The 15,508-nt window shown below is 59.6% G+C and carries 9 protein-coding genes; 2 read left to right on the top strand and 7 right to left on the bottom strand.

Annotated features, from left to right (window positions below; genetic code table 11):
• Positions 1 to 89: 89 nt before the first annotated feature.
• On the bottom strand, positions 90 to 863 hold the full coding sequence (locus FHW77_RS02770; protein ID WP_004445365.1) for an SDR family oxidoreductase: 774 nt from the start codon (positions 861 to 863) through the stop codon (positions 90 to 92).
• Positions 864 to 950: 87 nt separating this feature from the next.
• Here FHW77_RS02770 and FHW77_RS02765 point away from each other — a divergent pair, with 87 nt between their 5' ends.
• Positions 951 to 1,568 carry a TetR/AcrR family transcriptional regulator gene (locus FHW77_RS02765; RefSeq protein ID WP_004445367.1) on the top strand — a complete coding sequence of 206 codons (618 nt, stop codon included), beginning with the start codon at positions 951 to 953 and terminating at the stop codon, positions 1,566 to 1,568.
• Between the two features lie 114 nt (positions 1,569 to 1,682).
• On the opposite strand, the gene FHW77_RS02760 is transcribed toward FHW77_RS02765, so the two are convergent.
• Positions 1,683 to 2,135: a hypothetical protein gene (locus FHW77_RS02760; RefSeq protein WP_004445368.1), complete on the bottom strand. Its 453-nt coding sequence runs from the start codon at positions 2,133 to 2,135 to the stop codon at positions 1,683 to 1,685.
• A gap of 426 nt (positions 2,136 to 2,561) precedes the next feature.
• Between FHW77_RS02760 and FHW77_RS02755 the strand changes: the two genes are divergently transcribed.
• Positions 2,562 to 3,284, top strand: a complete 723-nt coding sequence (locus FHW77_RS02755) for a DUF72 domain-containing protein (RefSeq protein WP_004445370.1) — start codon at positions 2,562 to 2,564, stop codon at positions 3,282 to 3,284.
• A gap of 87 nt (positions 3,285 to 3,371) precedes the next feature.
• Here FHW77_RS02755 and FHW77_RS02750 read toward each other — a convergent pair whose 3' ends face one another.
• The 5 genes from FHW77_RS02750 to FHW77_RS02730 form a co-directional block, all read right to left on the bottom strand.
• Positions 3,372 to 3,671 (bottom strand): hypothetical protein, encoded by a 300-nt coding sequence (locus FHW77_RS02750; RefSeq protein ID WP_004445373.1) that lies wholly within the window; start codon positions 3,669 to 3,671, stop codon positions 3,372 to 3,374.
• A gap of 463 nt (positions 3,672 to 4,134) precedes the next feature.
• Positions 4,135 to 5,439, bottom strand: coding sequence for an HlyD family type I secretion periplasmic adaptor subunit (locus FHW77_RS02745; RefSeq protein ID WP_004445374.1), 1,305 nt, complete (start codon positions 5,437 to 5,439; stop codon positions 4,135 to 4,137).
• 2 nt (positions 5,440 to 5,441) lie between these two features.
• Entirely contained in the window at positions 5,442 to 7,193 is a 1,752-nt protein-coding gene (locus FHW77_RS02740) for a type I secretion system permease/ATPase (RefSeq protein WP_004445376.1), read from the bottom strand.
• Positions 7,194 to 7,589: 396 nt separating this feature from the next.
• On the bottom strand, positions 7,590 to 9,020 hold the full coding sequence (locus FHW77_RS02735) for an NAD-dependent succinate-semialdehyde dehydrogenase (RefSeq protein WP_044459379.1): 1,431 nt from the start codon (positions 9,018 to 9,020) through the stop codon (positions 7,590 to 7,592).
• Between the two features lie 542 nt (positions 9,021 to 9,562).
• Positions 9,563 to 15,496, bottom strand: a complete 5,934-nt coding sequence (locus tag FHW77_RS02730; RefSeq protein WP_004445379.1) for an Ig-like domain-containing protein — start codon at positions 15,494 to 15,496, stop codon at positions 9,563 to 9,565.
• Positions 15,497 to 15,508 lie beyond the last annotated feature (12 nt).

Genomic DNA, 15,508 nt, shown 5'->3' with positions numbered 1-15,508 from the left:
ATAAACGACAAGCAAGCTGAACTTAATCAGACTCTCCTCGTGGGCTGCTTTTGCTTGAACAGCTTTAGCTACAGCAAGAGCAACGTACCCTAGATGCGGGCGCCGCCCGTTGCATCGATCATCTGCCCCGTCGTCCAGCGGGCATCGCTGGATGCGAGGAAGGTAATCACGTCGGCGATATCCTCCGCCTTTCCGACGCGCGAGAATACAGAGAGGGCTTCGGCGCCAGCGCGCGCTTCCGGAGACGACAGCCACTCTGCATTCATGTCGGTTTCCGTGACACCCGGCAGCACGGCATTGACTGTGATACCGCGCGTAGCAAACTCCGGTGCCAGCGCCAATGTCAACGTTTCCAGCGCGCCCTTGGACGCGGCGTAAGCGGGATGAGTCGGCGCTGCGATGCGCGTAAACCCGGTCGACACGTTGATAATACGGCCGTTTTCACGGATGTGATCGGCCACGGCCTGGATCAGGAAAAACGGCGCCTTGTAGTTGATCGTCATCACCTCATCGAACGCGGCTTCGCTCGTCTGCGTCAATGGCAGTGCGGGCGCGATACCGGCATTGTTCACGAGAATGTCGAGAGCGGTCGAGCCCGTCTCGACATGCGCTGCTTCGCTGAACCGCGCCCACAGGCTGTCGGCCGCGTCCTTGCCCTGTCTGAGATCGGCCTTCACGGCGACGGCCTTGACGCCGAGCCCTTCGATCTCGCGCACCGTGGCATCGGCCGCATCCGCGTTGGCGGCATAATGCACGCCAATCAGCGCGGCACCCTCCCTGGCAAAGGCAAGGGCAACCGCCCGGCCGATCCCGCGTGAACCTCCGGTGATAAGGGCTGTCTTGTCTGCAAGTCGTCTGGACATTGATCACTCCGTTGCCAAAATAAATAGTGACCCCTACAATAAGGAACGAAACGCATCTGTCAACAATATAATAGGGATCACTATTTTATGGAGACACCAGTCCGCAGACGAGGCAGACCCCGCCTGCTCGATCGCGACGTTGGGCTCGACATCGCGGCACGGCTGTTTTGGGAGCGCGGCTACGAAGGAACCTCAACCGCCGATCTGACGAAAGCGATGGGCATCAATCCGCCGACGCTCTATTCGATGTTCGGATCGAAGGAGGAGTTGTACCGCCAGGCGCTGGATTTCAGCATTGCTCGTGAAAACAGCCGTCGATCCGACATATTGCAGTCCGATCTGCCGCTTTACGAAGCTCTGAGGCTGTACCTCTACGATATTGCCGATGGAGACACCCAGCCGGACAAGCCGCGCGGATGCATGGTTTCCACGGCCGTCCTGCAGCATGCGGAAGAAAATGCGTCCGTAGCGCGTCTGACGGCGACATTGCGCGAGGCATCGATGCAGGCGCTCAAGACCCGCTTCGACCGTGCAGTCGACGAAGGGGAACTGCCGGCGCGAACCGATACCGACACGCTTGCCCGCTTTTATGGTGCAATCATCCAGGGCATGTCCGCCCAAGCCTGCGACGGCGCCTGCAACGCCTTGCTGAAGCGGCTGATCGACCTTGCCCTCGCAGCTTGGCCGGGAACGCGTATCCCCTGAGAAGGAGCAGGCCCATCGGGTGAGCTGACGATCATATTGTTACCCAGATCGGAGCTGATAACTGAAGCCTGCGGCAGAACGGAAAATTCCGCAGCCCTTCGGGTCGGCACGTTCTCAGATCTGCACTGGCTTGATGGTGTCTATACGGACATCGCCGTCCATCACCCCTCGCGTCAGACCCTGTCGACCGTGTTCCACTTCGATCACCGTATAGAGTTTTTCATCTCTAAAGGCGCTTGCATTCAACGTCGACACGTCTTCAGCAGGAAGGGCGTCGATCTCCATGAAATCGAGTTCCGCACCTGCAGCGACAATCCGTGCATCACCCGCCGTCCGCGCTGCGACGACCACGGTTCCGTGGGCAGGCGCATTCTGCCAGCGTGGGTCGTCCGGCGCCGCAACAGGTTCAAGGCGATAAACATTGAGGGTTTCGCCGGCGGCCGTTCCGCGCGCTATCTCGGTGGCATCGTCAAACTGAGCCTGGCTTTCAAGCGAGTAGCCGAACCGATTGTCGGTCGTGCCCGTGTTTTCAGCGTAATCGCCATCCGTGGATTTTGAGTTAGACATGATATCTCCTCTCTTTTCCGCCTTGACCCTTGGTACAAACCGCGGACCTTGTCGAAGTGTTCCAAGCCCGGTCGGAACTCAGCCATTAGCCAACTGGCAGCAGCGGAAATTTCAATCATCGGTCAGTCTCGGCTCCCGGGTCATTGTCCGGTTTCATCGCTACTCTCACGGGAAGACGCAGACGCCAACACCCAACACTGTGTAACCGGAATACTATTCGAGCACCCGGATTCGTCTCGATGCTGCAACCGGCTATTTACCAGCGAGCGACACTGAAAAGAGCCGGCTGGACCCCCGACCGGATCACCGTCGCGGAACCTTGTCAGCCGACGAGGTTTTAAGACGAACTTGGCTGGAGCAAATTCTTGAGCTGAAATCGAGCTTTAAAGAGTTGAACTGGATCCGGTGAGGTGAAGGAGACACAATTTGCCAATCATTGCCACTGCGGCCTGGTCCATCCCGAGAAAGGTGGCCGACCGGTTCCCGGCAGAAGGGAGCGGCCTTCAACGTTACGCCTCGGTCTTTGATGGAGTCGAAATCAATTCCACATTCTACCGTCGGCACAAGGCGTCCACCTTCGCGCGGTGGGCTGAATCCGTGCCCGACACCTTCCGTTTCTCTGCAAAGATGCCCAGAGAGATTTCGCAGACGCGCAGAATGAACGATATAGCCGAGCCGTTTGAAACTTTCATAGAAGACCTTGCGCCACTGGGTCGAAAGCGTGGACCGCTTCTGTGTCAGCTTCCGCCATCGCTTGCCTTTGATATCCGGACGTCAGACAGGGCGTTCGAGGCGATGCGTGGGTCTGATAAAGGGCAGATTGTCATTGAAGCCCGGCACGAGAGCTGGGCGTCGCAGGACGCGATTGATTTGCTGAAAACATACAAGATTGACCGCGTTTTCGCCGATCCGGCGCTCGTGTGGCCTGCGGAAACCTTCAACGAACCCCCGCGATATGTTCGCCTGCACGGAAAACCAAAGATCTATTATTCCACTTATAGCGACGATGAGATCAGGCACTTTTGCGAACTCGTTGCGCCTGACGGTTGGTGCGTCTTCGACAACACCGCCTCAGGCGCTGCAATCGAGAATGCTCTGAGCATGACATCCATGCCCGCACGCGATCCTGCGCGCAGGGCATCAGGATGATGCAGCCGCACTTGCGATATCAGTTCCGCGGACGAGGCAGGGATGATACACCGCGATATTCCCGCAAATTCACTGCAATTCCACCCATCATATTCCGGATCCGAAAAGCTCGCGGTCATCATCCCCTTCCCAGGGAGATGGCGCCGAGAGCCCACCGGTATTCGCCGCCGGAACCGGCATCCAGCACTTCAGCTCCGGTTCCGCATATTCAATTATCCGACCCGGTGAGGAATCCGAAGCTCGCCAGCCTTCTGCTCCGAGCCGGTCGCCATTGGACCAATAAACAAGATCCACCTGTGCCGGGCCTTGCTCCGACGAGCGGATCGTCACGAGAATCCGGGTACCGTCTTTCGGTGCGCTTGTCATGTGACGCCACGGCTGGTCCATTTTTGCTCTCCCTTGCCAATGCCCCAAGTTTTGCCTCGCCGCGAGAGGCGGTCAATTCAAACTTTTTGGAACTCGCACAATGCGGGCGCTTCGCTTCCAGTCCCGGCTTCAACACGGCCGTTCAGTTTCTCCGGAAAGCAAAAACACGGCACAGCATGAGCTGCCTGTCCCAGGTTGGACCTGCCTCGACGAACGCGATGCAGTTGCGAAGGGAAGCTACCCCCTAGGGTTTGTCGCACAACGATTAGCGGAAGGGGGCGTTACGGACATACAATCCGCTTCATGGAACGACACCGGGCCACATCACACGGAATAGTCACGCCCAAATCACGCCGCTTGGCGGCCTAACCGCTCAAAATTCCGAGCGCCCCATGAAAACTGCAACGCCACGCGCCAATGAAAGCGCATGACATCGCAGAATTGAGCAAACCATTTCGCTAGCTACGCCCCTCGCCCATTGCCTTCAGGCCTCTCTGAAGGTGCGGTTCGCCTGATCAATCAACGGCTTGAGGAAATAGGACAAGACGCTTCGCTCACCTGTCGTGATGAAAGCTTCCACCGGCATGCCGGGCATGAGGCTGAATTCGCCAAGACGCTTTATCTGCTCTTGCGACGTGGCAACACGTACCAGATAAAAGCTGGTGCCCGTTCGCTGATCCACCGTCACATCAGCGGAGATACGTTCCACCGTTCCGGTTATTTCCGGCGTCGTTTTCTGGTTGAAGGCGGAGAAGCGCAGGTTGGTCAGCTGACCGTAATAGATCTGATCGATATCCTGCGGCGCGACCTTGACCTCGACCACCAGTTTGTCGACTTCCGGCACGATCATCATGATCTGCTCGCCGGGCGCCACAACACCACCGATGGTGTGCACTGAAAGCTGGTGCACCACCCCATCCTGCGGCGCCAGGATATCGACGCGTTTCAGCTGGTCTTCGGCCGCCACCCGGCGCTCGACATATTCACCGATGCGCGCATCCATTTCGCGCAGATCGGAACCCACCTCTTCCGACCATTGTTCGTCGATTTGCAGGATTTGCAGCGAGGTTTCGCTAATCTTCGCTTCGACCCCGGCAATGCCGGCCATCAGCCGGCCAATATCACCGTCAATATCCGTGGCCTGACGCTCCAGTGTGCTGAGGCGGCTTTTTTCCATCAGCCCCCTTTCATGCAGGGAGCGAAAGCGTATGAGCTCTTCATCGACCATGCCCTGCTCGCGCAAATTCGCCGCGCGCTCGGCTTCCATGCCGCTTATCTCATCGCGAAGCTGTCGCACGCGTTGTTCGAGCTGGCGTTTTTTACTTTCGCGAACCGCCTTGCGGTTTTCATACAGGCGCTGTTCGGCATTCATCATGGCCAGAACCTCGCCATCGCCGGCGCGATCGAGCAGCGCTTGCGGAAAAATCACCCGCCCGGCCCGATCACGCTCGCTCTCCAGCCGCGCCTTGCGGGCGGTGAATTGATCGAGGCTCTTGACGATGATGGCGAGATTGGCCTTGGTCATCGTCGCATCGATACGCATGACGACATCGCCTGCCTTGACCCGGTCTCCGTCCCGCACGGCCAGTTCGCTGACAACGCCGCCCACGGGATGCTGGACTTTCTTCAGGCTGGTTTCCACCACCAGAGAACCCTGCGCGATGACCGCACCCACAATCTCGGTACCGACGGCCCAGCCGCCGAAGACGCCGACGAGGGTTAGAAAACCCAGTCCACCAACGAAAATATGGTTGCGGATCGAGCGTCTGAGTGTCTGCCATTCATCCATATTCAGATCTTTCCTGCTTCCGTGGCCTGCACGACCTTGAGGGCGCCTGCCGAACCACCGACCGGACGCAGCACCTTGGCGAGTACTTCCTCCTTGGCGCCGAAGGCCTGCTGCCGTCCGTCAGCGAGCATGAGCACCTTGTCCACGGCCAGAAGCGCGCTTGGACGATGGGCGATGATGACGGCCACGCCGCCACGCTCGCGAATGCCGAGAATGGCAGCCGTCAGCGCCTCTTCGCCTTCGGAATCGAGGTTGGAATTGGGTTCGTCGAGCACAACGAAGAACGGCTCGCCATAAAGGGCACGCGCCAGCGCTATCCTCTGTTTTTGCCCCGCCGACAATTGCCGGCCGGTTTCGCCTACCAGAGTGGAATAGCCATCGGGCAGGCTCACAACGAGGTCGTGGATGCGCGCAGCACGGGCGGCCGCGATGATTTTTTCCGAACTCGCCTGCCGGTCGAAGGAGGCGATGTTTTCCGCAATGGTGCCGTCCAGCAAGTCGATTGCCTGCGGCATGTAGCCGATGTGGCGCGCCAGCGCCTCTGCCGGCCATTGGTCCAGCGTTGCGCCATCCAGCCGGATCGAGCCTTTGAGCGGGCGCCAGAGGCCGACCAGCAACCGTGCGAGCGAACTTTTCCCCGAACCGCTCGCGCCGATCACGCCAAGGGCGCTGCCGGCCGCCAGCGTGAAGGCGACATCCTGCAGAACCGGCTCGGTCGCTTCCGGTGGAATGGCGCCGACACGTTCGACGGAGAGAAGGGAGCGGGGCGCCGGAAGGTCCATGCGCATGGCGGCATCCGGCAACAGCGCAAGCGTCTTTTCGAGACGGCGGCGGCTCTGCCGGGCAGCGATGAAGCCCTTCCAGTTGGCGATCGCGAGATCCACCGGCGCGAGCGCCCGCGCCGACAGGATGGAGCCGGCGATGATGATGCCGGGTGTCGCCTGCTCATTGATGACCAGCCACGCCCCAACCGCCAGAATGCCGGATTGCAGCAGCATGCGCAGCACCTTGCTTGCCACGCCGAAACCGGAGGCTATATCGCTTGCAGCGCGCTGTTCGCGCACATAAGCGCGATTGCCCGTCTGCCAGCGATCGCGCAGGGGCGGAACCATACCCATGACGGCGACGATGTCGGCGTTCCGGCGCACACTTTCAATCAACCGATTGCGCTGGGAGGCGTGTCGCGCGGCCTCCTCGACGGGGCGTCTGGAGACAAGCTCGGTCATCAGCGTGAACGCGGTGAGAATTGCGGCGCCGGCAAGCGCGGTGGCGCCGAGCCAGAAATGAAAGGCAAAACAGATGGCAATATAAGAAGGCAGCCAGGGCAGGTCGAACAAGGCCGTCGGCCCGCTTCCCGACAGGAAAGAGCGGATTGTATCGAGATCACGAAGCGGCTGTGCCTGGGCGCCGCTGACCGGCAGGCGCAATTGCAATCCGATCACCGCCTCGTAGACCCTCGAGGAGAGGACCTGATCGAGACGATCGGAGATGCGCACCAGAAGGCGCCCGCGCAGGGCATCGAACAGGCCCTGAAATACGTAAAGCGCCACCACGATGGCGAACAGCGCCACCAGCGTCGGCAGGCTGCGGCTGGGTAGGACGCGGTCATAGACCTCCATCATGAACAGCGAGCCGGTGAGATAAAGAATATTGACCAGGGCGCTCATGAGACCGACGCCGATGAAAGCGACGGCGCAGCCCGCAAATACACCCTTGATCTGACGAACATTACTATTGGCGGATTGGAAACGCATTTTACTGTCCATTGAAATCGCGGCGGCGGGATCAGCCGGCGGCAATACGCCTGTGACAATCTTCCGCGAACGGGAAAAAGCGCATCGCGAGCGGGCCGGCGATCATGTTTGAAGAGGTCGTCATCTCCTGCCCTTCCTTCGCGACACGGGAGTGGCCCGAGAGCCATGTCGGCACGCCTAGCGGCAAAGGCTAACGTGCGGATGACGGAGACCTGAAAAATCGTAAACGCGCCATAGGGATTTCCCATGGCGGCCATCGGTTTCGTAATGGGCTGCTGCTTCACCAGCCCACCCTGCGTTTCTCGTTGATGAACGACAGGCTGATCGCAGCCAGCGTCGCTGGCGCACAAATGTTACTGAGGGCGATGATCCACGGGAACCCGTGACGGCCGGCCGCTATATGCCGCCCATGCAGAGATATTTCATTTCAAGATAATCCTCCATGCCGTGGCGCGAACCTTCGCGGCCGATGCCGGATTGTTTGACACCGCCGAAAGGAGCTGCTTCCGACGACATACGACCGGTATTGATACCGACCATGCCATATTCCAGGGCTTCGGCAACACGCCACACGCGCTTGAGATTGGAGGCGTAGAAATAGGCAGCCAGACCGTAGATCGTGTCATTGGCTTCACGCACAACCTGCTCCGCATCGTTGAAACGGATGATCGGCGCTAAAGGTCCGAAAGTCTCTTCCTGCGCCACCCGCATCGCGCTGGTGACGCCGGTGAGGACCGTTGGTTCGAAAAAGGTTCCGCCATTGCCGACACGCTTGCCGCCGCACCTTATTGTGCCGCCTCTTGCGCCGGCGTCGGCCAGATGTGCCTCGATCTTGTCGATGGCGTGGCTGTCGATCATCGGACCGATGGTCACCTCGGGATCGAAGCCGTCGCCAACCTTCAATTCTGCCACCCGCGCAACGAATTTCTCCGAAAACTCATCGTGAACCGCCGACTGGACATAGATGCGGTTGGCCGAGACACAGGTTTGGCCGCCATTACGGAATTTCGCCTGAATGGCGCCTTCCACGGCTTCATCAATATCGGCATCGTCAAAAACGATGAAGGGTGCATTGCCGCCCAATTCGAGGTTGAGCTTCTTTATCTGCGGCGCGCATTGGCTCATCAGCAGCCGCCCGACTTCGGTTGAGCCGGTGAAGCTGATCTTGCGTATCCTGGCATTGGTGCACAATTCCGCACCGACATCGGCACCGTGACCGGCATAGATAAGGTTAAGCGCCCCCTCCGGAAAACCGGCAAGCCGCGCGAGCACGAACATTGCCCCTGCCACCAGCGGCGTCTGTTCCGCTGGTTTCAATACGATGGCACAGCCGGCGGCAAGTGCGGGCGAAATCTTCCGGGCGACCATGGATGAAGGGAAATTCCACGGCGTGATGGTGCCGACCACGCCCACCGGCTGCTTGATAACGAGCATCCGCCGATCGTTGGAAGGGGCGGAAATCGTTTCGCCATAGATGCGGTTCGCCTCCTCGGCATACCATTGCACGTAAGCAGCGGCATGGGCGACTTCGGATTTTGCTTCCGTGAGCGGTTTACCCATTTCTGCTGTCAGGATCGTTGCGAGGTCGTCCGAATGGAGAACAATCAGTTGGTGCCAGCGGCGCATCACCGCACTCTTATCCTTGGCCGGCAGGCTCTGCCACACGCCCTGCGCTTCAGCCGCGCGGTCGATCGCGTCCCGGGTTTCCAAGGGCCCCATATCCGGCAGCCGCGCAAGCAGCGCACCGGTCGAAGGATTTAAAACATCGAATTCCGCGCCCGACCAAGCCTTGCCGCCGAGAGCGATGCCTGCAAGATCGGAAAACAGATCCGGCCGGGCAAGCCTGCCGAGGAGAACAGGATAAAGCGACAAGGACGGTTCCCCCTTTGACACGACAACCCGAGCACGCCGACCAGCCGCTATTTCAGCGAATGACCGTCGGCTGACGGGCACCGGCACAGGTGGTAGCGCCGCACCGGAAAAACGTCAATCTTGCGCGTGCATTTGCGACAATCGATCAAGAAAATTCATGAGTCATCACACGCATCGACGATGAAAACCGCCCTCCCCTACATCGATTATGATTTGAGATGTTCCCCGGCAGCTGGTTCGACGCTGGCCATCCAACAGGTCGCCGTCCGAATATGGGCGATCCCGTCCAGCGCCAGCGCCGGTCAGCACGTCCGCTGCAGCAATATTGGCGACAGCGTGCTCTCCGGCCCCCGAGGGGCCAATGACGAAGACGTTTTCTTACTCGTCTTTGCCGACAGGATGGGCCACTCATGCCAGGCTCCCTCAAGCACAAACCCGCCGAAATCGGCGGGTTTGGCGCGATTTGAAGGGCACCCGGATGGATGCGCCCTTGTGGTTTACGCGAAGCGGAAGTCGTCGATGACGAATTGCTCGGTCTTCACACCATCGAAGGTAATCGTCGACCCGTCCTTGAAGGCGATCTCGGCACCGTGGTCGCCATCCGTGAAGACCCCGGAGGCGATAAACGCCTGGTAATCCGCAAAGACGTCCTTCGAGAGTTCGACGACATCCTTGCCGTCAGCGCCGGCCTGGAAGTCCGTCACCACATCCCGGCCGCTGCCGGCCGCGAAAACGAAGGTATCCGCACCACTGCCACCGGTCAGCACATCGTTGCCCGCCCCGCCGATCAGCGTGTCATCGCCCGATCCGCCGTTCAGCTGGTCGTTGCCAGCACCGCCGTGAAGAACATCATTGCCGGCGCCGCCCATCAGCATGTCGTTACCGGCGCCGCCCTCGACGATATCGTTGCCGTCACCAGCAACCACACGGTCGTTGCCAGCGCCCGCATCCACCATGTCGTTGCCGGCACCGGCCAGCAGCGTGTCGTTGCCGTCACCACCTTCCAGCATGTCCTTGCCATCGCCAGCCACCAGGACGTCGTTACCGTCAGTACCGCTGACGATGGTGTATTCGGTGTAGCCGTCCACAGTCACGGTTGTCGTGCCGTGCGCTTCGCCGCCATTGGCGTCGCGAACCGAATAAGTGAGCGTCACGACCGCCTGCTGGTCATCTTCCAGGGCCGCAAAGGCAGAGGAAGGATCAACAACCAGCTTGCCATCGACCACGGAGAAGGCGGCAGCGGCCTGCTCGCTGGTCAGCGCGAGACCGGTAACGGCCGCCACAGCGACGCTGATGAGCGTCAGGCGATCGCCTTCCACATCCGTGTCGTTGGCGACCAGATCGAAGCTGGCGTTATCCTTTTCCGATACGGTGATCCTGTCGTCTACGGCCACAGGCGCATCGTTGACGGGATTGATCGTGACGGAGACAACGCTCTCGGCACTGCCGCGCTTGCCATCGGAAACGACAACCGTGAAGCTGTCGGTTCCATTCACATTGGCGTTCGGCGCATAGACCCACTCACCGGTCGCCGCGTCGATCTTGACTTCGCCCTTCGCCGCGCCGGCATCGGCCTTGATGGCGAAGGTCAGCGTATCGCCATCGATATCGGATGCAACGACCTTGCCCTTCAGGACAACATCCTCATCCGTTTTGACGGCGATGGAGGCGGCAACAGGTGCGTCATTGACAGGCTTGACGGTGAAGCTTGCCGTCGCCTCGCTCGAACCGCCGCGACCGTCAGTGATCCTGTAGCTGAAGGACGCCGTGCCGTTGAAATCGGCTGCCGTGGTGAAGCGGATGCCCGTTTCCTCCATAACCGCTGTTCCACCCGCGACAAGGGAGACACCCGTCACCGCCAGCTGGTCGAGATCGGCGTCCTTGTCATTCGCCAGCAATGTGGCGAAGGAAATAAGGAAGGATGCCGCATCTTCATCGACTGCAGCCAGCGTATCGGCAGCAGCAACCGGGCCACGGTTGACAAGACCCTTGACGATCGCATCGCGGTTGAGAAGCGTTCCGTCGGCGAAGGTCACCAGTTCTAGACCGCCGCCAGCGAGCTGGTTGCGCAGCGAGATTTTTTCGCCGTTGCCGAATTCGATTTCGACGTTGTCGCCGAACTTGTGCAGGACGGCTTCGTTTCTGGCAATATCGTGCAGAACGAGAACGTCCTTGTCGCCCGTTGCACCAGCGGTCTCGACGATGTCGTCGGAGCCGTCACCGCGGCCATAGACATAGGTGTCGGAGCCATCGCCGCCGAGCAGCAGATCGTTGCCGGTGCCGCCTTCGATGACGTCGTCACCCAGACCGCCGGAGACGATATCGTTGCCCTCATTGCCAAACAGCACGTCGTCACCATTGCCGCCGGACAGCGCGTCACGCCCTGCCCCGCCCATCAGCACGTCGTTACCATCGCCGCCGGCTAGGCGGTCGTTGCCGGCGTTGCCGATCAACCGGTCATTGCCCCCGTGGCCGAAGATCGTTTCATCGGCATCTGTACCCACGAGGGTGTCGCGCGCTTCCGTGCCGTTGATGGTTGTGCCCGCCTCGAGGCCAGATTTCAGATTGACCACCGTCAGATTGTCGAAGGCCAGACCCTTATTACCCCAGGAATAGAGGCCGAAAGTACCCGCGTCGAGTTCGCGATCACCGATGGGATAGGCAAACAGCGCCTCTTCGTTGAGGAAAGCGGTGATCTTGTCGCCGATGACCTCGACGCGCAGCTTCGTATCCTGGCCAGGCTCATATTTGCCCGGCACCTGAGCGAGGATTTCCTCGATGCCGTTTCGCATCCGGACGAGATTGAAGATGCTGCCGGCGCCATTGCTCGGGGTACGATCAAGAATGCCGTCGGCATCCAGTTCGAGCTTGTAATAGTTTTTGCTGTCCTTGTAGCGGAACAGGAAGCCGAGGCCGTCCTTGTCAGGTGTCTGGAACGTTGTTTCGATGGCGTAGTCGGTCCATGCCAGCGCTGCCGGGTCGTTGAAGAGCGCATAAGTGCCAAGGCGCAGCACGTTGACGCCGTCCCCCATCGGGCTCCAGCCACGCTTCCAGTAGTCGGAGTTGGTTGCGCCGCTCCAGGTCAGCTCACGGCTTGCAAGCTCGGTTGTCTGAACCAGCCTGCCGTTGGAAATCAGCCACTCAGAGGACTTCCCATCCGGCCCGATACCGCCGAACTCACCCTCGTCAACAATCTTGAAGCGCGCCATGGCCTCAGCGGAGGAGAAATCCTCGGCAACGAGAATTTTCGCCTTCTCCACGACCGTAACATCAACGCGATCGGTCGAAACGGCACCGTTGGCGGAGGTGACCTTCAGGATCAGCCTATTGATGCCGGTATCGAGCGCGACGTCGACTTTTTTGCCTGTGGCGACGACATTGCCGTCGAGGTCCGTCCAGACGAAGCCAGTCAGATGCTCAGGGCTAAAGGAGCCGGATGCATCGAGCGTGACGGAAGCCTTGCCATCGCCATCCAGGTCGTAGACCCGCTGGTCGATCCCGGCCTTGGCGGTCGTGACCGCGCGCGTGACGACGATGTCATCGAAAACCGAGGCGCGCTGACCGCTGGAATAGACGCCAACCGTGCCGCCGGAGAGCGGCGACGTCGCATCCACGACGGGGCCGCCAAAGACGTTGTTGTCACCCAGAAAGACGTTGATGACGCCACCGACGACCGAGACGGTCAGCGGAAGCTCCATATTATACTGAACGCCCTCATTGACCGAGGCGAGCAGAACTTCATTGCCGCCCGAAACCTTGATCAGCTGGCGGCGGTTGGTTTCCCCATCCATCGAGAAGCGGTAGTAGTTGTTCGCGTCCTTATAATAGAAGTAGACGCCGATTGCGTCATTATCGAGCTGGATGAGCGTCGCTTCCAGGACGTAGTCGCTCCAGCCGGCCGATTGTCCGCCAATATAAACAAGCTTGTTGCCGGTCGCATCGCTCTGGTCGAAGAGCGATGCCTCCGGAGCGGCAAGGCCATCCGTTGTGCTCGAGCGCGAAAATACCGTGCCCTTGAGCAGGAAGTTGCCGGTGTTGCCATCGGTCGCGCCGAAATTGGTGGCCCAGCCGTCCGCCTTGCCGTCGTTGAAGTTTTCAACCAGCAGGGTGCGGTCGCCGCGAACGAGAACGTCAATCTTATCGGTGGTCTTGACGCCGTTGGCGTCGGTTGCAGTCAGCGTCAGCTTGTGCTTGCCGAGCGAAAGATCGGCAACCGCTTCCTTGCCTTCGGCAACCACATCGCCGTTCTTGTCCGTCCAGACGAATTTCTTGATGTCTGCCGACAGCAGTGATTTGGCGGCGGAGAGGTTAACGCTTGCCTTCGATGCACCGGTTGCTGCATTGGCGACGATGTCGTCACCGGCATCGGCCATGGCGCGCGCCTTGCCTGCACCGACATAGACGTTTTCGAACACTTCCTGATGGCCGCGATAATAACCGGTCAGGCCGTTGCGATCGATTTCCGGCTTGCTGCGGTAACCGTCGAGGTAATCGTCGAAGGCGGTGAAGTAGGTTTCGGTGGAGATGCGGTTATTGTCCGGATCGATGGTGATCAGGCGTATTGCGCCGTTGCCGCCGTTATTGCCGCGCGACTCGATGCCGTTGCCGGTGATTTCGCGGGATACGCCGTTCTGGTAGTTGACCAGGAACTGGAAGACCGGCTCGCCATACTGGTTGTAGGTGATGTCGGTTTCTGCGCCATCGCCGAAGATATGACCGGAGAAGGTCATGACGATGTTCGGATAACGGGACAACAAGACGCGGGCGACATATTCGCCGTCGTTTGCGCCGCGCTGGTCGGTGCGCATACCGTAATCGTAGCCGGCGCCTTCGTCATAGAGCGGCAAGGCCAGATTGTCCTGACGGCCGGCATAGCTCGTCAGCGAATGCGTTGCGAGCATCACGCGATGGTCGGGAAACTTCTCGATCACATCGCCCGCCCAGCGGATCACGTCGTCGCGCGGGCCGAATTCGAGCGAAATGGACAACCACTTGGTCCCATCAGGCGCGGTGAAGGTGCTGTAGGTGTTGCGGGCGGCGGCCTGTTCCTGATCGTAAGCGCCCCCGAAGGTGCCGGCATTGGTCGCCGCCTGCTTTGCAGCCGAGAAACGGCTGTCCAGCTGGTCGGAAGAATGGTTTGCGGCGTTGCCGGACGAGCCCTGATCGTGATTGCCGGGAAGCAGCGCATAGGGCAGCTTGCCATCGAGCTTGCGCAGCGCAGATTCGGCAATATCCCATTCGGACGACTGGTTGTTCTGGGTGATATCGCCCACATGGCTCATGAAGACGATGTTGTGGCTCTGGCGGTTATCGACCAGCCACTGCGTCATGTCGCCGAAGAGATGCTTGATGCCATCGTTCGAGGTATAGTCCTGCGTGTCCGGAAAAACGGCGATCGTATAGGCGTTCGGGCCGGCCACACGCACACGAAAGTCGTCGGCCATGCTTTTGCCGGCAGCGTCCGTCGCGGTCACACGAATGTCGGAGTGGCCGAGTTCGGCAAAGTCAAGCGTCAGCTTGTTGCCTTCCGCAAGGACCGCATTCACGACCTTGTTTTCGCTGTTCTGCACGGTGAAGGTAAGCTTTTCGCCGGAGAAGTACTTCGACAGATCGATCGTCACGTTTGCCGCGTCGGGCGTCACCATCATGTCCTTGATCATGGCGGTTTTTGCCACGGCCGACGGATCGACAGGGGCCGTCTCGCCAATTCCCAGGACGTTAGCCTTTGCAGGCGTCGTGAATTCGAGCGTGGTGCCCTTTGCGGTAATCGTTCCCGTGCCGATTGCGGGTGCGGCCGAGCCTTCCGAGAAACGGACTTCGAGAGCGCCTGTCTGCTCTGCCGCCTGCTTCATTGCATCCGGCAGAATACCCGATGCTTTTGCTGCGCCCAGATAGGACATTTCGGCCTTCGTCAGCACTTTCTGGAGAAAGAGGAAATTGCTGAGATAGCCGGGAGATGTTTCGCCATCCTCATCCGAGAAGATCAGGAAGCCTTTGGACAGGTCGATGGCGAAGCGTCCCGGGTTGGACGATATCTGCTGGGTCGCGATATAGTCGCCATTGACGTATTTATTCATCGAAACGGTGCCGTTCGAATTCTTTTCGATCGTGACACCAATACGGTTCCAGGCATCCAGTTTGGCCGTGCCGCGATAATTACCGCCGATGCCGATACCGTAGCTGGCACTGCTTGCAGAGCCAAAAATGTCACCGTCGTTGCTGTTGGTAAGATCCGTCTGAAGGAAAGGTATCCATTCGGTGGAGCCGCCCGAAGGGAAATAGACGTCATATACCAGGCTGTAGGACGTTACCGTGCCGGTGACACCAGGCGAAACGAGAATGCTCTGCTGCTGCGAGAGGTCCGGGATCTTCAGCAGCCAATCGGAAGAGGTTTCGATGGGGTTGGCGATCGAGTTTTGCGAAGTCGTCATCTCTTGGGCCTT

This window comes from Agrobacterium sp. RC10-4-1 (genome assembly GCF_014138475.1).
Lineage (GTDB): Bacteria > Pseudomonadota > Alphaproteobacteria > Rhizobiales > Rhizobiaceae > Agrobacterium > Agrobacterium pusense.
This window is presented reverse-complemented; position numbering and strand designations above follow the sequence as displayed.